Below are 19,511 nucleotides of genomic sequence, written 5' to 3' on the forward strand. Positions count from 1 at the left end.
CTAATTATGGCTGCTGATTGTATTTTATTTGACCTGAATTGAGAGCTTAACTGGTGTGACTAAATACGTATCCGACCGCTAATGCAGTAGTATCGGGGAGCTCTATATTTTGGTTGGGAGGATGGCAAGATACAAAAGTTCTCTGTATGGCGTACAAATACGGCTGTTTTGGAAACGTACGAAGCCAAAATTACCCGATCAGGTGAGTGTATTGTTACAGGTAAGGAATGATATCTTCTTTTGGAATGTTTTTGTGTCTGCAATATTCATCAACGGTGACAAGGTGCTCTCTTTTTTTGCCCATATCTTTTTTCATGATATTGAAGATCTTGCGGGCGTTGCGTGGTGTTGTGCCCAGAAATCTTTGCAGCACGCTGGTATCTATAATGCCTTTATGCCTGGGTGCCGGCTTGCTGGCCCTGGGTTCACCAAATGGGTATTCTAACTTGTACAACCTGGCTGCTTCTTTTTTGCGTGCACCGCGCAGCTTCTTTTTTTTCTCCTGTACCCTTTTATCTTTTTTCTTCAGCCATATTTTAAATGGCATGAACTCCATGACATGGCCCTTCGGCATGTTTTCTTTTCCGAAATACAGTCCGTCAGGCAACTTTGCTTTCACCCGTTCTTTAGCCGGCGCCGGTTTCTTTTTTTTGCGAAGATATTTTTTGAGCTGTTTTTTGCAATCAGCAGTAGTTAATGGAATAAGCTTTCCGCTTCCAGGCGCTGACGACGTTACAGCGGCGGTTGATGGCATTCTCATTGGCAAAGCAGTTTAGGTAGTAAATGAATGAGGCTGGGTTTTCATGCAATGATCTTGCTCCGTTGGGCTAACAACTGCGCGCGCCGGCGGCGTTTTTGTCGCATCCGGTGAATAGAGATCTTGCGGCCTTTCTTTTTCTTGCCTGAGCGCATCAGGACTTTCTTTTTGTTAAAGCTTTTCAGCATATGAATAGATTATGGTGATGGCAGTAAGAACTGGGTTAGTGTTTACTTATTCTTCCGATGCCTTTCCCGCATTTCATAATACTCATACATCATGCAGCTGTAGAAATAATGCTGTACCCGCCACTGATTTACTTTCAGGTAGGTGGCTACATCTTTTACGGTGATAAAAGGGTATTTTGACTTGCTGCGCATGGCATTGATCTCCGTCATCACTTTTCGCGCTTCCTCATCGTTCAGGGCCAGGATGCCGGCGATATCCTGCTGGGTGACACTCAAGCGCGGGCGATAGGGCTTATGCGGGTAGAAATATTTCATCAGATCCGGGATGGGTCTTGCAAAAACGCCCCGGGAGATCAGGGGAGTAATGGCGCGCTTCGATGAGAGATATTGTTTTAACGTAGGACAGTGTAATGGTCGTCTTTGCCTTTTCATATGGCTTCATTTAATAGGTCTTTTTCCAATGCTTTTACATTGGGAAAAAGGCGATGAGGTGGTAGAGCAAACGATAACCTACTAATCAAGCAAAAAAACGAATGCGGATTCTATAGGGCGGGTATAACGGAAACAAGACAGTGTTGCAAGCTACAATAATTTTATTGGGAAGACAATGAAGGACATGAAACTTTCCTTCCCGTAATGGGACTTCCATTATTTTTTGATTTCAGTCATTTTTTAGCGAGTGATTAGTAAAACCGCTAAGGCATCCTTAGCTGAAAGATATAAGGCCATAGTTTCCCGGTAATATACATATGACCAGTAGCCGAATCCCAGGCAATGCCGTTGGGTTCACCGCAATCCTGTTTGGCGAGTGCTGCTTTAAAGGCCAGCGGACTGATATCGAGTTTACCGGTCACCTGTCCATCCGCGGGGTTGATCTTGACAATGTTATTCGTGAGCCAGATATTAGCGTAAATATGCCCTTTAATATATTCCAGTTCGTTCAGACTGTCGCGTTTGGCGCCATTCTCTTTTATGGGAAGCGTTTTCACCGGTTGCAGGGTGGCAGGATCCAGGTAGGTTAAGGTATCAGTGCCGTCGCTCATGATGAGATGACGGCCGTCGGTGGTGAGGCCCCAGCCCTCTTTGTTTTTATACGTGAATGAGTCGAGTAACTTGAAGGAGTTGGCATCGTAGATAAATCCGCGCTGGGTTTTATAGGTAAGTTGGTAGAGCCTGTTATTAAAAAAGCTGATGCCTTCCCCAAAGAGTTTTTTATTGGTAAAGACCGTCTTTTTCTCAAAGCGGCCGGTCTTGAGATCGTTGATACCGATCAATGATTTTCTGAAAGTATCCGGCGATCCGGTGCTTTCGAAGAGTTGTCCGTTATGAACCAGCAGGCCTTCTGTATAGAGCGAAGTGTCGTGAAAGAAATAGTTTGTCTGCTCGTAGGAGATGGTAGGCGTAACGGGGGCATCATCTTCCCCGGTGTCTTTACAGTTGGCGAGGAGGGCGATCAGGGTGAGGAGGTATAGGATCTGTTTCATTGGTGGACAGGAAAAGTTGGGTTGTGGTATATAGGAGTGAAAGTATGAAAATAGTTGATTATGGTCAAATAGTATATAGATACGCTTTAGGGTAATGGCATCTGACTAGTTTTGCGGGGCCGTATTAGTTACCTTATGAGCAATATTACCCATAGATATGACATTACAGAAACTGCAGATCTGCAATCAACTAATTTTTTATTCTTTAGTGAAGGAAAAAGCGGGAAGGAAGATGTATTGAAAATTGTTCAGTTTGCTTATGTTAGGGATTTCAGTAACAAACCAATATTTAACCTTGGGTTTGGCGATTTTGATATGGATACAGGGGAGATAAACGATGAGTCGATGACTGACAACGGCGATGTTTACAAAATTTTCAATACGGTATTAAGTACAATTCCACTTTTCTTTAGCCGAAATCCGCAGGCCGCTATTTTGGTTCGAGGTAGTGACGGACGCGCAGAGTTTGAATATAAATGCAAGCAAAATTGTCCGAGGCGGTGCACCGCTTCATGCCATAATTTTAATCGTAGGATGAAGCTTTACTGCAATTATGTGTCTAGGAAACATAGTATTTTTCAGGCTGATTATCAGTTTCTTGGTGGAATCGTTAATAGTGAGCATTGGCTTGATCTTACAGAGTTCAATCCAGGCACGCTTTACGATGGCATAATAGTATCAAAAAAAATGTGTAAATTTGAGTTATGAAGCACAAAAAAAATAAAACACCTGATCTGGTAAAAGTCTCGAAGGCGAGTCTTATATCCATGGTGGCTTCACAGATAAAAGGGAAAATCCTGTTTCCCAAAAAAATGGAAGAGGCGAAGAAAATGCTTGATCATGCCCGGCTTGTGAAGAAATAAGTACAGTTTGAACTATAAATTGAAGGCGCTCCATTGGGGCGCCTTTTGTGTTTTGATTTGAATTGTTAATGAATATTAATTAACATCGAATATTGATTGAACTTCTTTTATAGAAAAACTAATTGCATCTTGCCTCCTAAATATAAAATTCTCGTCGGCATTTTTAATATTCATGGATTTAAACCATTCTGTCCACCATTTTTTTAATCCCTTAAAATCAATTCCCTGGCCACTTTTTCTTTCGTTAACTTCAAGTAGATAAACTTCTAAATCGGGAAATGTGAGGTCTATGGTTTGTCGGGGATATTGAAAAGACGAACTATTTCCTTTGAGGGAATACTCAATTAAGGCGTCATGGGCTGGTGAAATGGAAGTCTTGCCACCATCTTTTCGGGATAGCTCGAGGTAGCCGTCTGTTATGATAATTAGGATATTTCTATAATCATCTGTAAGAGTGGATTTTTTAATCCGGCTTGGTAACTTCTCTGAAAAGTAATATGCATAATTGGCACCCGTTGTTCTTTTCTTGGCTAAATCGTAAAGCTGTTTAATATTACATTCAAATTTATTTCGAGCTGATCCAAAATATAAGCGATTGCTTTTATTTTTGAAGTCTGATAGATCAAAAAGTAAACTATCTGCTATAGTTTTGAACTGGCCTTGCCCTTGCTCGGGATCTGCAATATCTACCAAGAGCCTATCTTTGGAGTTCATTTTGTACCGTAATTCTTTTCGAATACTGCCCATATGCTGTTTAATAATGCAGTATCATTTTTGGTTTGCTCAGGATTATTTTTGTCATCATTAATACGATTTGATAAGTCTGGGACGAGGATAATATTAAGATTATGAGTTTTAGCAGGAAGCCAGTTTTTTATTTCTTTTATTTCAGATTGTTTTAAATTAAAAGTGCCCAACTTATCTCGTACAGCTTGGTTGTAATCTTCATCTTCCGCAAGTTCAAGGTGATATTTTTCCCATACTGTCCTGACATCACTTGGAGTAACGCATCTTTCGATTTCTTTAGATGCCTTGGTGGATGTTGAAGGGCGAAGCAGCGCGTATATGAATAAGGAAAAGATAACAAAAGCGACGATCAGATAGAGGAGGGGCTTCATAAATGCTTTCATATATTATTTTTCTTCGTCTAGTTCTAAAATTTTTTTGTTTAACCATTCGTCTTTAAACACGGTCGTTTTTGTCACTAATGTTTCAGCGTCTTCCCTTCGCATTAAGTTTATCCAGGCCACCCAACCACCAATGAATTCACCAATCAAAGCTTTTAATTTGGTTACGTTGATCGTTACTTTTCCAATTTCATAATCATGAATGTTCTTTTTCCTTTTCAAAATATTGTTTTCGCAACTTTTGATCTCCGCAATAGTTTGTTGCATATCTGTCTTTAGTTCAGTGATCTTTCTTTTAAGTTTTCGTATTCTGGAGTCAGGTTGAATTTCCTTTTGCTTTATTAAGGTATAGTTCAGTAGAAACCCCCACATAACATAGCATACAAAACCAGAGGCCAAGACAAGATAAAAGTTAATGTCTTTAAATACATGTGAAAATTGCCAAGCAACATCTGTTTCACCCGCATTGTATTCATTAGTGTATATATGTTTGGAAATTTGATAACCAATGATAGCGTCAAAACATAGTGTGAAAACTAATAATATGGCGATCATGCCATATTTTCGCCTTTCAAGGGCATCATTGATCAAAAAGCCCAGCCCCAAGAAAATTATAGGGAACAGCACAGTCAAGACAACTACAAACCCGCCCTTATTAAAAGCATCTGATAATGCAGCGAATATTCCTGAGAAGCCTGATTTTCCTGATTTCACTCCATTTAATGCTGCATAGCCGCTTGCTGCATAAAATGCCCATAGATAAAAAGTTAAAAAAAGTGTTATAAAAGCCGCTATTATAAATTGAAGTATTTCAGTACTGCCTTTATTGTTCTCGATATCATCTATCTGCTTTTCACAGAGTTCTATCTCATCGCTAAGCGATGTTTCTTTGCCTTGAAGGCTGTGAATTCTATTCTCAAAATCGGCTATTTCATTATTAAGAATTTCCATTTTTTTGTGTACACCATCCTTATCCAGTTTGGCCTCTTCTACAATTTTGTTATAAATTATAGGTAGTGCTTCTTTAAGTTGCTCAGGATTTCCCTGTGCCTTTTCAGCCGCTTTTAAGCCAAATTGTTCGTAGGTCATTTTCCTATCCTGCTCGGTAAGAATGACGTTAGTTACTGTAATATTTTCCGTCATAATTATTTAGTATTGCTTTAGAGATTGTTCAGTTTTGGCTAATTTGTCTTTTTGTGGTCGGATTACCTTTTTAATTTTTTATAAATGTTGACCAATCATATGCTATTGTTAGGATGGTTGAAAAAAGGCTACATAGTCTAGGCACCATGTTTGTCTTCGAAACGAAATTTTTTCAATCGGGTTGTAAATGATTGCAGCCGCGATAGAAGAAATAAATAGCCCTGTTTGCATTTGTTCATACGAATTGCAACCAAAGTAAATAAATGTGGTCATTACCAGCCATCGCAGAAGAGAATAACAGCTATCCTCTTGCCTTATAGTTGCTGCACCTATAAGCGCTATTAAGACAACTCGTTTTATTGAACTTTGTATAATAATTGAAAATTTGTTTCCCTTCATGGCAGTGCATTGTTGTAGTGATAAATCCTTAAGCAAGTTAGATTGTCTAGTTAAGTGATTAAGAACCTTGAGAAGTGGAAATTAAAGGTTATTTGCAGTTGAATTGGTAAGAGTGTCATTGGTTCGAGGCTTTTTCTACAAGAAAGTTAAAATAAACAGTTTTATCTTTTGCTTAGTATACTCACGCCGTTGCCAAACAAAAATATTAAAATAAATAATTAATAGTTTAAGTTTTTAGTAAGTGCTTCTTTGTACTAACCATAACCGATACTGAGCACACGAATTGATGTAGATCAATTGTGCTTACCAAGGTACTCGTCATTTGTTCCGGTATGTTAAAGTGGCGGAAACCGCACATTTCGACTTCAGATATTTCCTGTTGGGAGCGGTAGCGACGATAACTGTTGGTAAGCTTTGCCGCTGGTTTTCGATAAAGCTGACGTGTTCAGTTAAATCATCTCTCTTAAGTATACTTTTCATGTAATCCTTTAGTCATTTCTAAGTGTTATCTGTTTTAATAGTAGAACATTGCCGTTACTACATCCGAAACAACTTCTATTTATTAGCCACTTTTGCCTAGAGAAACCTGCAAAAGCTGGCTAAGTTTTGCATTTTTACCAACAATCATTATTTTGAGTGCTGGTATGAATGGTGACACGCTCGCCTGATATGTAATCAATTACCTTATCACCTTGTCCACAGTTCCCAATAAATTTAGATTCGAGTAATATCTTCACCCGGAACGAAATTACGCTTGCCAGCCATACCATTGGCAGGTGCGGTTTCGTGCAGGGTGAAGCCCGACAAATAAGGCTCTAAGCATCCCGCCATTGGGGTGCCGGTAAGTTGTACGACCATTGAGATTCCCGAACCAACTACAACTTACTTTCAGTGGCAACATTCGAGACCAGGGGTCAGGATCGTTGACGGAGCCGTTTTGTGAGTACCCACCAGAAACAGTGTATAGAATAAGTGTAATAACAGCTAAGAGCACAAACCGGCGTTCCCGATGAATCAACTCTCTGATGAGCTCCTTATTGAATTTAGCCAGGGCAGTCCACATGCGTTTAAAGCTATTTTTGATAGTTTCAGGATGCGTATTTTTTATTTCGTAAAGAATCTTATCGATGACCGACTCGCTGCAGAAGAAATTACCTCGGATACTTTTGTAAAATTGCACCGCTTGCATGACAGGTTCAGCACCTATAATAATATACAGGCATTCCTGTTTATTACCGCAAGGAACGCATCGCTCGACTATATAAAACACCGGCAACGGGAGCGGGAGCACCGGACCGACCTGCAGCACCATGAAGAAATAGAACAGCATGAAGCGGAAATTCCACTCTTCGCCAAAACAGACATCGAAGCTGATGTATTGCAGTTCATCTATAGCGAGATTGAAAAGCTTCCCCAGCGCAGCCGGCTTATTTTTAAACTGTTTTATATCGACGGACTGAATGTTCATGAAATAGCCGAACGGATGGGGATCAGTGTACAAACCGTGGCCAATCAAAAGACAACGGCGCTTAAAACGCTGCGAATGAAAGTATTGGACAGGCCCGGTTTACTACTTTGGCTGCTGTTCCTGCTTGGGGAAAAGCGGTATTAGAAAAAACAAAATATCGCTATGTAAAATTTTTATTAATTCTTCTTAGTATAACCGGTATAGTTCGTCGTTTTAAATACATAGACTGGCACCAAATGGACACCGCCCGGCTGAATGCAGCGCATATGCCGGAATTGTCAGGGCAACAGTTTATTCTAATCAATACCATTTAACCCAATGCCTGTAAACAATCATATAGCACAGCTGATCATAAAACACCTGCAGGATAATATCACTGTCGAAGAAGAGCTGGACCTGCAGCGATGGATAGCGTCGGATCCACAGCATCGCGAACTATTCGATCGATTTACGCAGCATGAAGTATTGCAGCGGGAGATGGCAGCATTCAGCGAAAGCAATAACCGGATCCAGGATCAGGTATATGCCCAGCTGCCCGAAGTGCAGGAGGCTATCGGGAACACTTCAACGGCAGCGCCCAAAAGAAACTGGATGCGATGGGCATCCATAGCAGCAGCTGTGTTGATTCTCGGAGTTCTTGGGTTGTGGTATATGTTACCGAAACGAACGGCGTCGACAACAGTACCGGAACAACAGGCCCCTGTAGCGAACATAATACCGGCCGGTGGAAACAAAGCTACCCTGACCTTGGCCGATGGAACTGTAATAGACCTTGACAAGGCTGGGAATGGCGAGATTGCCAAACAGGGTAAAACCTCGGTCAATAAAAAGGAAGACGGACAGCTCGAATATAGATCGGCAAAAGGCAATGGACAGCATGCGATCGCTTACAACCTTTTAAGCACACCGCGGGGCGGACAATACCAGCTCTTGTTGCCCGATGGAAGTAAGGTTTGGTTGAACGCTGCGTCCTCTATCAGGTATCCGACCGCCTTTGCCGGCAATGAACGCAGGGTAGAAGTAACCGGCGAAACGTATTTCGAGATTGTAAAAAATGCCAGCAAACCATTTAAAGTAACGATCGTTCCCGCCAGCGGGGCAGCCGATGGCACCAACGCCGGCCGTGGGGGAGAAGTAGAAGTTTTAGGCACTCATTTTAATATCAATGCGTATGGAGATGAGCAGCCGATCGTAACCACCTTACTGGAAGGAAAAATAAAAGTCACGCCGGTGGAACTGGTGAGTAAACCGGCGGCAAGTACGAGTCCTTCCACAACGCATAGAACGTATAAAACGCTTTCACCAGGGGAAGAAGCCAGGATCAACGACAAAGCCGACGTAGTTGTACGGAAGAATGTAGACACAGAATCAGCCGTTGCCTGGATGAAAGGATTCTTTGATTTTCACCAGGCCAATATAAAGACTGTGATGAAACAGATCAGTCGATGGTATAATGTAGACGTACAATATACCGCTGCTGTACCAGCACAGACCTTTGAAGGTTCGTTAGACCGGAATATACCGCTGAATGAATTACTGGCTTTGTTGCAGCAGATGGGAACTACAAAATTTCAGATTGAAGGACGGACCATTATGGTAAAATAGCCTTTGATAAACTACTACTGAATCTTATCTATTATATACCGCGCTCTCGATAGATACCAGGTTATTTCTTGCATTAATCAACCATAGATCATTAAACCCACATCTCTTTCATTCATAAACCTGATTCCAGGTTAACCGGCTTATGCAGTTCATGGTAGCAGGTATAGTGCACTACATGGAGGCAAGCCAGGGCTGGACTTGTAGACTTTACAGAAATAACCGGATTCTGGTTACGACAGAACCCGGTTGTTATGAAGGTTAACTGTTGAATGTGCGAAACATTTTTATTAACCAACAACTGACCAAAGGTATGAAATTAACTGCTAAACCGGCTTCAGGGTCTTTGTCAGCCCATAAGAAGGATGGGGGTTTTGGGGCCAAACTCTTGCGCGTTATGAAGTTGACCACTATCATAATATTGACTGTCTGTTTACACAGCAGTGCAAATGGACTGGCACAGCAAACGGTAACATTTTCCGGCAAGGAAGTGAGCCTGGAGAATATATTCAATGCGATCAAGAAGCAAACCAGTTACCGTTTTTTCTTCAATACCAACATGCTGCAGCAGGCAACGAGGGTTTCTATCGAAGTAAAGAATGCCCCCATCGACCAGGTGATGACCCTGGCGCTGAAAGATCAACCGCTTACCTATACTATAAAGGGCAGAACGATATTTATTATGAAGAAGCCGGAGGAGATCAAGAGCAGTACGAATATGGCGCCGCAGACGGGAGATCCGATTACGGTGAGTGGAAAAGTTACGGATGACAAAGGACAACCGTTGGTTGGAGCGAATGTAAAAGTGAAGGGCTCGAATAATGGCGTTGTTACCGATAACCAGGGCCGGTTTAGTTTATCCGATGTTGATCCCAATGCAACATTGGAAATTTCATTTGTAGGCCATGAGACGCAGTTATTGGCGGTGAAGGGGAAGAGTATGTTTAGTGTGACGTTGGGGCAGAAGCTATCTGTATTGGATGAGACTGTGGTTATAGCTTACGGGACGACGACGAAGCGATTTAATACAGGGAATGTGAGTAGTGTGAAGGCGAGTGATATTGAGAAGCAACCCATAACAAATGCATTACTTTCTTTACAAGGACGCGTTCCTGGAATGGAAGTAACCCAAAGCACAGGATTGCCTGGAAGTGGTGTGAAAGTTCATATACGAGGGCTAAATAGTATACAGAATGGTAATGATCCGTTGTATGTAGTTGACGGAGTGCCATATGTATCTCAGAATATGTTTAATCTTGGGGCAATCTTAGGAACGTCAGGAACAAGTATAACAGGAAGCCCTTTTAGTTATATAAATCCTTCGGATATCGAGTCAATTGAAGTTTTAAAAGATGCTGATGCTACTGCAATTTACGGTTCTCGCGGTGCTAGTGGTGTCGTTTTAATAACAACAAAAAAAGGAAAGACTGGAAAGACATCTGTTAGTTTAAACGTTCAAAATGGCTTCGGAAAGGTGGCGAGAAGACTAAACGTACTTAACACCCGGCAATACTTAGACATGCGGTATGAAGCATTTGAGAATGATGGCTCCGCCCCGCAGCAGTGGGACTACGATTTAACACTGTGGGATACAACTAGAAATACTGACTGGCAAAAAGAATTAATTGGTGGGAGTGCTAATTATTTTGATGTTCAGGCTTCGGTTTCTGGAGGAAATGTAAATACTCAATTTTTTGTAGGTGGAGGGTACCATAAAGAAACCACCGTATTTCCTGGTAGCCTTTCCAATCAGAAAGGATCCATTCATTTTAGTCTTAATAATTTATCCACAAATCAGAAGTTCAGATTAATGCTCGTAGGGAACTATTTGATTGATAATAATCGTTTGATGACCCTTGATTTAACATCTGACGCTATTCAGTTAGCTCCAAATGCACCAGAGCTTTTTAATTCTGATGGTTCATTGAACTGGGCTTTGGATGAAAATGGTACTTCTTCATGGGTAAATCCGTTGAGATGGACAAAAAGGAAATATAATAGTAAAACCATAAATTTGATTAATAATATAGTACTTAGCTATTATATAACTCCGCAATTAGAAATTAAGAATAACCTTGGTTTCTTCAATATTCAAACAGATGAGTTCACAACTGATCCATTTACCTCAGCAGATCCCAGTTTACCTTCATTTACACGATCAGCACGTTTCGTAGACAATAACATACAATCCTGGCTTATAGAGCCACAATTAAACTACAAGATTGCTTTCCAAAAAGCTAACGTTAATATTCTTATTGGATCAACATTTCAACAGAATAAAAGTACCAGCCAGACCTTGAATGCAAGCGGTTTTAACAATGATTTAGTTATCCAAGATATAAAATCAGCACCAAGTATTAGTGTTGGAGGTACAACCGATAATCTCTATAAGTATGCGGCTTTATTTGCGCGAGTCGGGTTAAATCTACATGACAAATATTTATTAAATCTCACAGCACGTCGTGATGGTACCAGCCGATTTGGACCCGATAACAGGTTTCATAGTTTTGGCTCTGTTGGTTTGGGCTGGATTTTTAGTGAAGAGAAGTTCATTATAAACACTTTTCCATTCTTAAGTTTCGGCAAACTACGTGGTAGTTACGGATCAACAGGTAGTGATCAAGTAGGAGATTATACCTATTTGGATTTGTATAATACTATAGGTGTTGGTATTCCTTATCAAGGCATAACTGGATTCCAAATTAATAATCTTTTTACACCAGACTTAGCTTGGGAGGAAACTAAGAAGTTAGAAGGTGCAATCGAATTTGGTTTTTTTAAGGATCGGGTTTTATTAACCGCCAGCTATTTTAGAAATGAATCTTCTAATCAATTAACTAACTATACACTGTCCAGTGTTACAGGTTTTACATCGATAACTAGAAATCTAAATGCAAAGGTTCAAAATAGCGGTTGGGAATTTTCACTAAATACTACAAATGTCAACAATAATCACTTCAAGTGGCGGACATCTATTAATCTAACTTCCATTAAAAATAAGTTAGTTTCAGTAGCTCCAGGAATGAACCAGAATTACCAAAGGTTAGTAGGAAATTCTTTGACGTCTACTTTTGTTTATCGTTCGCTAGGTGTAGATAAATCCTCTGGACAATATATATTTGATGATGGCTATGGAGCACCAACATTTAGCCCAGATACCTCATATTCTATATCAACGTACGCTGTTAATATTTTTCCAAAGTTTTATGGAGGTATCCAAAATAGTATTCAATATAAAGGCATTCAATTAGAGTTTTTGTTTCAATTTGTTAAGCAAATTGGTCGTAACTATTTTATTGGTAATTACCCTGGACAATATTACGGAGGAGGAAACAATCAGCCCAATACTGTTTTGGAAAGATGGCGAAAGCCAGGTGATGTAGCAAAAATTCAAAAATTTAATCAAGATTTCTCTATATATGGCACCTATAGTTACGCTGAGCAAAGCGATTTAGTTTATTCGGATGCATCATACATAAGACTAAAGAATGTATCTCTCTCATGGACATTTCCCGAAAAAAATATCAAAAGAATAGGGATAAATAATTGCCAATTATTCGTCCTTGGTCAAAATATTCTAACTGTAACCGATTATATAGGATTAGATCCGGAGACAATGAGTTCAAATTCTCTACCTCCATTGAGAACCATTACAATGGGCATTAAAGTTACTTTATAAAAAATATAAGAAATGAAAAAAGGTAATAAATTGAATGTTTCCAAAATTAATCTCTTTGAGAGAATTAATATAGGAATAGGGAAACACAATGGTTGGTACTTTGTCTGCTTTTTACTTATGATTTATATCCAACAAACATCGTGTAAGAAATTTTTAGAAATTAAACCTCCAATTACGTCAACAACTAGTGATAACGTTTATGATAATGATGCTACAGCTGCAGCGACTTTAATTGGAATTTTTACTAAGTTAAGCCAAACGAGTGGTGAGAGCTTAATTTCAGTCAGAAGTGGGTTGTCGTCAGATGAACTAGAACTCCATGGGGGATCAACCAATGCAAATAAAAACTTAGTAAAATTTTACCTTAATGCTTTGACACCAGAAGCAAATCAGACATACTGGGAAACATTTTTTAAGTATTTACACACAGTCAACACTGCCATAGAAGGACTTTCGAATTCTAACTCTTTGACACCTAATATAAAAGAACATTTGTTAGGCGAGGCAAAGTTTATGAGAGCCTTATTTTATTTTTATCTTGTAAATTATTATGGTGATGTCCCATTGGCTTTATCAAGTGATTACCGGATAAATAATACTCTTGAAAGAACTCCAATCAGTCATGTTTATTTTCAGATCATTAACGATTTGGAAGACGCTAAAAAACTGTTAAGTGATGAATATTTAGACCTCTCTAACTTTAAATCTACAACTGAACGTGTTAGGCCAACAAAGTGGGCCGCAATAGCTTTGTTATCTAGAGTCTATTTATATATATCTGATTGGGCTAATGCTGAATTGCAAGCAACAGAAATTATTAATTCCACAAAATTTGAGTTATTACCTTTAAATGATGTTTTTTTAAAAAACAGCAAAGAAGCTATACTGCAATTGCAACCTGTTAACACGGGCTATAATACGGTGGAAGGTAGGATCTTTATTTTGCCAACTACTGGACCTACGTCATCAAATAGTAATTATCCCGTTTATTTGAGTTCAAACTTACTTAATGCATTTGAATCAAGCGATAACCGTAGAAACAGTTGGGTAAATAAGGTTACGGTTAGTTCGAAAGATTATTATTACCCATATAAATATAAGATTGGAGTCTTTAATTCTTCCATTACCTCTGTTTCTCATGTCAAAGAATATTCAACTATTCTACGGTTAGGAGAACAATATTTAATTCGTGCTGAAGCTCGGGCACAATTAAATAGGCATAGCGATGCTTTGGAAGATTTGAACAAAATTCGGACAAGAGCTGGCTTAGACCCACAATTACTAAGTGATAAAGAAACCTTGTTGGCAGCGATTTTTCAGGAGCGTCAAGTTGAGTTATTTACTGAATGGGGGCATCGTTGGTTAGATATGAAACGTACAAATCGTGTTGATTCGATAATGAGTAAGGTTACTTCGGATAAGGGCGGTGAATGGAGTATAAACTGGAGTTTATATCCGCTGCCACTATATGACATCCAGCAAAATGAAAGACTTATTCAGAATCCTGGATACTAATAGTGGAAAACGTCGACGTTGTGTATGTCAGGTTCATGTTATATTAAATGACATCCTTAATAGGATATAGTTATTATGTAGCTCTAAGCAAATCAATAAGGTGAATCTTGGCTTAATATTAAGTCTCCTATACAGTTAGTCGCTACCTGGTAAGGAGATTTATCTCGTCGAAGAGGTCAAGATGAATCGTCTCAGGAGCGATAGCTACATAATTAGTTAAGGAAACCGCACTAAAGGTGCCTATTACACATCCTGAACGGCACATTTGTACTTAAGAATCGCAATGTAACTCAATTTGTGGCTTATTTAGTTTATCATTTAATTATCAACAATACATTAAAATGAGGCAATTGTTTTGGTTCATGTTTTTATGGATGCCAGTTAAATCTTACTCACAATCTGGATCTAAAATCAATTCGATTCAATGGGTAAATAATCTATCATGGGATCAAATTAAAACAAAGGCTAAGGCTGAGAATAAATTTATCTTTGTTGATTGTTTTGCTACCTGGTGCTTGCCTTGTAAGAAAATGGATAGCGAGGTTCTTGCGTTGGATACCGTAGGTATGGTTCTTAATTCAAGATATATTTCGATTAAAGTGCAGATGGATACTTCGAAAAATGATAACGTCATTACAAAGAAATGGTATAGTGACGCAAGTAAAATTATGAACGAATTTAAAATAAACGCTTTCCCTACGTTTCTTTTTTTTGATCCAAACGGCGTTCTTGTGCATAGAGGCATTGGTGTACATAATAGGGATGGTTTTTTGTCTTTAGCGACTGATGCTCTAAATCCTGAGACTCAATATTATAGTTTACTGAAAAGGTATAGGGAAGGTGACACGAACAATTTAAATCTTAAGTGGTTAGCGCGCTCTGCAAAGTTGTTTGAGGAAAATGAAATGGCAAATGATATTGCTACTTCATTTTTAGAGGTTATAGAAATGGATGACATGAATGATATAGATAATGTCAAATTTGTTAGGGAGTTTAGACATCTTTCTGAATCTCAAAAGCGATTAAGGGATTATGTTGAAAATATAGTAGACATCGATCGTCTTAACGAACTTAATATCTCACTAATGGCCGACCACATGAATGGCACAAACGGCAAAACATTTCAATTGTTTTACAACAACGCTGATACCATTAATGAAATTATGAAAACTGATGGTTACGCTCAAAGGGTTATAGATAATTTGATTACTCAACAAGAGGTAAAACCAATATTGGATCAGTATAATTTTTACAGCTTAACACCTAATTGGGATAGTATTCGATTTCTAATATCCAAACGTTACAATGACAAATATGCTAACAGGATAACATCCTCTTCTAAAGTTTCATGGTATTTAAAAAGGCAAGATTGGAGTGATTATACTAGAAGCTTAGTAGAATATTTTGATACGTATGGAAATAAGGATAACCCTATAATGAATAATAATAGCGCTTGGGCGATATTTGAAAGGAGTAAAAATAAAGGCGAACTATTGGCTGCTTTAAGATGGATAGAGGAATTACTAAATAATAAAAGATTTTCTAATTGGGGACCTGCTTTAGATACCTATGCAAACCTTTTATACAAACTGGGAAGAACAAAGGAAGCGATTAAATGGCAAGAACTTGCCGTAAAGTATAGTCCGTTAGACACCGATAACATGATGAGATTGCAAAAAATGAAGAAAGGTGAGCCAACTTGGATAAGTTCAAAGTAAGGAATATCGCTCGATCGATTGAATTACAGGACATGGAAAGAGTTTATAGAGTTATTCTGGAAGCGACTTGACCATTGCAAATGTGGGATCAAAGGGTATGAACCATTCCATGAAGCGTTCTCAGCAACCCTCTGATTACTATGCCATTTAAGACAAATAATCCTTACATGCCTAGTTTTAATGCTTCAATTCTACGGATAGAATTACTAGGAATTATTAATGCGTTTTAAAGTCAATCTTGCGTTTAATTAATTAGTCATTTAAGTTACTTCATCAAGTTAGAATGTTTTAAAGCTTAATTCTACTTTGTTAATTAAAGTACGCACTGTGTAATTGTGCGACCAAAATAATTCGTAAATTAATATACGGCATAGCTATTTGCATTAAAAGAATTCAACTTTATATATGAAAATAATATATGCGTTTACAATATTATTTGCGCTTTCAAATAAAATTAGTTCTCAAACTGTTTTTGTTGACAATAATATTAAACGTCCGATTACTACTGATGTATACAAAAAATGGCCCTCTGTCAGCAATCCTTTAATTAGTGATAACGGTAAGTATGTTGCCTATACAATTAGTAGTCCAAGTGGTATTGATACGTTAGTGATTAAATCTACAAAAAATCACTGGGAGAAAAAGATTTTAGGTGGTTACAATGGAAAATTTACCACCGATAACAAAAGAATTGTATTTCTCAAAAGAAATGACACATTGTGCTTGTTTAAACTGGAGACGGGTAATATTGAGTACATAAACAATGTCAACAATTTTAAACTAGTTGGGGAGGGAAAAGAACAAAACTTAATTTATTTAAAAAAGGACACCGCTCGGCATCTTGTTATTAAAAATGTAACAACCGACAAAAAAAAATGTATTGAGGGAGTGAATAACTTTTCGATAAGCGTTAATGGTAGCAATTTAGTTTTTGTTACAAATAAAAAAATGAACGATAAATTTAGTCAAGTCATATGTTGGTTAAATTTAATAAATGAAAAAACAGATACCATTTGGTCTTCAGAAAGTGAATTTAATTTTAAGTTTAGTGATTTTCAATTTGACATTAGATCTGAACAGATTGCCTTTATCGCACAAATCAAGGATGATATTAACCAAGAGAATGAGTTGTGGTATTACAGACATGGAATGAATTATGCCCAATTAGGTATTAAAAATAAAAACCTTAATTTTTCAGGCAACTTCCAAATAGCTTTTAAGGTACCTACGTTTAGCAATGATGGAAAGAGGATATTTTTCACATTAAAAGAAGAAAAAAAGACAGAAGATTCTGGAGGCGAAGTAGATCTAGACATTTGGAGTTATTCAGATAAACGTATTTCAAAACATCAAGATGAAATGCCAGGATATAGCAATAAACAGACTTTTGCAGCAGTTTACAACATATCCAATCGTAATATTTATAAATTAGAGAACCGATTTGAAACAATTGTAAGCTCATTGGAAAAGTCAAATAGTGAATTTGTGTTAATTGAAAAAAGGCAAGGTAGTGAAACTGAATCAAATTGGAACCCGATATCGTATTCGTCTATATTTTTACAGTCAACAATAGATGGCACAAAGAAGTTGATACAAAATGAGATTAAACAGTCATGGGCGTATTATAAATTATCTCCATTCGGCAAATTTATTGTCTATTATGATACAAAAGCTAAACATTTCTTTAGTTTTGATATAAAAAGCGGAATTCGAAGAAATATTACTAAGGATGTTGTTACTTCTTTTAGTGATGAGGATTATGACCTTCCTGGTGAACCGCCACCTATTGGGATTGCAGCTTGGTTAGAAAACGATGCTGCGGTTTTAATTTATGATAATTATGATATTTGGAAAGTCCATCTTTCTGCAAATAGCCCGCCTGTATGTATAACGAATGAATACGGTAGAAAAAATCGAATTAAGTTCAGACTTGGAATAAATGAAGGTCTGATAGTTTCTGAAGATAAAGGAATAATTCTTTTAGCATTTAATAATATTAACAAGGATAATGGGTTTTACAGACTTAATTCTATAAAAGGTGTAAATCCTGAAAAATTATCAATGGGTCCTTATGTATATTCTTGGAGAGATATTTCGATATTTAATCCTATCAAAGCCAAAAAAGCTAACGTTTATATTATTAATCGGATGTCTGTAAGTAGTTCTCCAAATTTTTACCTAACCAATGATTTCAAACATTTTAAACCAGTTTCTAATGTTTATCCTGAAAATGCGTATAATTGGTTTAATTCTCATCTGGTAAAATGGCGCAGTTTCATCGGTGATTCTTTAGAAGGAATACTTTACACACCTTTCAACTTTGATTCAACAAAGAAATATCCAATCATATTTTCTTTTTATGAAAGAATGTCACACGAATTAAATAAGTATATTAAACCTGAGGAAAGTACAGGTCCTATCAACATTGCTTATTTCGTTAGTAACGAATACTTAGTGTTTGCACCTGATATTCATTTTAAAGTCGGTAAACTGGGAGAAAGTATTTACAATGCAGTAGTTTCTGCTGCCAAATACTTAGGTGCAAAACCTTGGGTCGATTCATCAAAAATGGGAATTCATGGGCATAGTTTTGGTGGGTTCGCAGTCAATTATTTAATCACGCAAACGAATATTTTTTCGGCAGGTGCATCTGCAGCAGGATTATCCGATTTAATCAGTTTTTATGGGACTACTGTGTATTGGGGAAGTGCACAATATCTTTTTGAAACCGGTCAAACTCGACTCGGGTATACGTTGTGGGATAATCCAAGTTTATATATAGATAATTCGCCAGTATTAAAAGCAGACAAAGTTTCAACCCCGTTACTAATGATGAATAACAAATTAGATCCTATGGTTTCTTTCTCCCAAGGAGTCGAGTACTTCTTAGCGTTGAGAAGATTAAGAAAGAAAGTTTGGTTGCTAAAATATAATCAGGGATTTCATGAAGTAAATGGTAAAGATGCTGAAGACTACAATTTACGGTTAATTGAATTTTTCAATCATTTTTTAAAAATGTCACCAATTCCAAAGTGGATGGAGGAAAAAAATAATGAAGAATGAGCTTCAAACATTTATTAAGGAGTTATACTTTTGTTTTACGTGATCTATTCGGTTTTAGTAATGGTATTAGATTAAAGGTTTGCATGTAAGACTGTGATTTATTAACGCAGGTTTAAAGTTTCAGGATATTGAATGAAGCCGGTTCGTGTATGTTTTCGGCGCTGTGAACAAAATTGTAGAAGAGGCTGTAAAATAATCTTTTGACGGGTCCGACCGTTGAATACCGTTGACAACTTCAGTTTCCTTAACTTCATAGACCTCCGGAAGAAGCCTTCACAGTTAATGGTACTTATTTTAAGTCCTTAAAATAATCAGGCTGGAACGTATATTGCCCATGTGTCATTGGGCATTTGTTGAATACAATTGGCGATCTTTTTTATGAAGGAATCCCGTACAGAAAAGTTTTTACAGCATAATACTTTCCCCGGAGTTTAAAACAAAACTCCCATATGACTAAGAAGGAATTGACTCTTAAAATCGTCCATCCCCATGCTGCTGGTATCGA

At 37.8% G+C, this 19,511-nt stretch carries 16 protein-coding genes; 8 read left to right on the plus strand and 8 right to left on the minus strand.

All coding sequences use genetic code 11. The annotated features are described in order from the left end of the window. Nucleotides 1-214 precede the first annotated feature (214 nt). The 4 genes from JT717_RS27235 to JT717_RS27250 form a co-directional block, all read right to left on the minus strand. Nucleotides 215-760 (minus strand): hypothetical protein, encoded by a 546-nt coding sequence (locus JT717_RS27235; RefSeq protein ID WP_205514462.1) that lies wholly within the window; start codon nt 758-760, stop codon nt 215-217. A gap of 41 nt (nt 761-801) precedes the next feature. After that, nucleotides 802-945, minus strand: coding sequence for a hypothetical protein (locus tag JT717_RS27240; protein ID WP_205514463.1), 144 nt, complete (start codon nt 943-945; stop codon nt 802-804). Between the two features lie 42 nt (nt 946-987). After that, the gene (locus tag JT717_RS27245) at nt 988-1,377 is read right to left on the minus strand and encodes a hypothetical protein (protein WP_205514464.1); all 390 of its coding nucleotides are present in this window, start codon (nt 1,375-1,377) and stop codon (nt 988-990) included. 263 nt (nt 1,378-1,640) lie between these two features. Continuing rightward, nucleotides 1,641-2,429, minus strand: coding sequence for a glutaminyl-peptide cyclotransferase (locus JT717_RS27250; RefSeq protein ID WP_205514465.1), 789 nt, complete (start codon nt 2,427-2,429; stop codon nt 1,641-1,643). Between the two features lie 135 nt (nt 2,430-2,564). On the opposite strand from JT717_RS27250, the gene JT717_RS27255 reads away from it, so the two are divergent. Beyond that, on the plus strand, nt 2,565-3,137 hold the full coding sequence (locus tag JT717_RS27255) for a DUF6934 family protein (RefSeq protein WP_205514466.1): 573 nt from the start codon (nt 2,565-2,567) through the stop codon (nt 3,135-3,137). Beyond that, a complete protein-coding gene (locus JT717_RS27260; RefSeq protein WP_205514467.1) occupies nt 3,134-3,292 on the plus strand; it encodes a hypothetical protein in 159 nt (52 codons plus the stop codon). The genes JT717_RS27255 and JT717_RS27260 overlap by 4 nt, the downstream gene beginning before the upstream one ends. Nucleotides 3,293-3,367: 75 nt before the next feature. Here the strand turns inward: JT717_RS27260 and JT717_RS27265 are convergent, their stop codons facing one another. The 4 genes from JT717_RS27265 to JT717_RS28955 form a co-directional block, all read right to left on the minus strand. After that, entirely contained in the window at nt 3,368-4,006 is a 639-nt protein-coding gene (locus JT717_RS27265; protein ID WP_205514468.1) for a hypothetical protein, read from the minus strand. Further along, entirely contained in the window at nt 4,003-4,422 is a 420-nt protein-coding gene (locus JT717_RS27270) for a hypothetical protein (protein ID WP_205514469.1), read from the minus strand. Before JT717_RS27270 ends, JT717_RS27265 begins: the two co-directional genes overlap by 4 nt. A 3-nt stretch (nt 4,423-4,425) precedes the next feature. Further along, complete coding sequence (locus tag JT717_RS27275) at nt 4,426-5,562, minus strand: hypothetical protein (RefSeq protein WP_205514470.1); 1,137 nt, start codon at nt 5,560-5,562, stop codon at nt 4,426-4,428. 108 nt (nt 5,563-5,670) lie between these two features. Then, the gene (locus tag JT717_RS28955; RefSeq protein ID WP_369411770.1) at nt 5,671-5,961 is read right to left on the minus strand and encodes a DUF6804 family protein; all 291 of its coding nucleotides are present in this window, start codon (nt 5,959-5,961) and stop codon (nt 5,671-5,673) included. A 1,009-nt stretch (nt 5,962-6,970) separates the two neighbouring features. Between JT717_RS28955 and JT717_RS27280 the strand changes: the two genes are divergently transcribed. The 6 genes from JT717_RS27280 (at nt 6,971) to JT717_RS27305 (ending at nt 19,006) form a co-directional block, all read left to right on the plus strand. Next, nucleotides 6,971-7,573: a sigma-70 family RNA polymerase sigma factor gene (locus JT717_RS27280; protein ID WP_205514471.1), complete on the plus strand. Its 603-nt coding sequence runs from the start codon at nt 6,971-6,973 to the stop codon at nt 7,571-7,573. 174 nt (nt 7,574-7,747) lie between these two features. Then, nucleotides 7,748-9,034 (plus strand): FecR family protein, encoded by a 1,287-nt coding sequence (locus JT717_RS27285; RefSeq protein ID WP_205514472.1) that lies wholly within the window; start codon nt 7,748-7,750, stop codon nt 9,032-9,034. A 271-nt stretch (nt 9,035-9,305) separates the two neighbouring features. Then, nucleotides 9,306-12,710, plus strand: a complete 3,405-nt coding sequence (locus JT717_RS27290; protein WP_205514473.1) for a SusC/RagA family TonB-linked outer membrane protein — start codon at nt 9,306-9,308, stop codon at nt 12,708-12,710. A 12-nt stretch (nt 12,711-12,722) separates the two neighbouring features. Continuing rightward, a complete protein-coding gene (locus JT717_RS27295; protein WP_205514474.1) occupies nt 12,723-14,225 on the plus strand; it encodes a RagB/SusD family nutrient uptake outer membrane protein in 1,503 nt (500 codons plus the stop codon). Nucleotides 14,226-14,587: 362 nt separating this feature from the next. Beyond that, nucleotides 14,588-15,943 carry a thioredoxin fold domain-containing protein gene (locus tag JT717_RS27300; protein ID WP_205514475.1) on the plus strand — a complete coding sequence of 452 codons (1,356 nt, stop codon included), beginning with the start codon at nt 14,588-14,590 and terminating at the stop codon, nt 15,941-15,943. A gap of 405 nt (nt 15,944-16,348) precedes the next feature. Further along, entirely contained in the window at nt 16,349-19,006 is a 2,658-nt protein-coding gene (locus JT717_RS27305) for an alpha/beta hydrolase family protein (RefSeq protein ID WP_205514476.1), read from the plus strand. Nucleotides 19,007-19,511: the final 505 nt, after the last annotated feature.

The sequence above is a fragment of the Longitalea arenae genome (assembly GCF_016924755.1).
Classification (GTDB): domain Bacteria; phylum Bacteroidota; class Bacteroidia; order Chitinophagales; family Chitinophagaceae; genus Niastella; species Niastella arenae.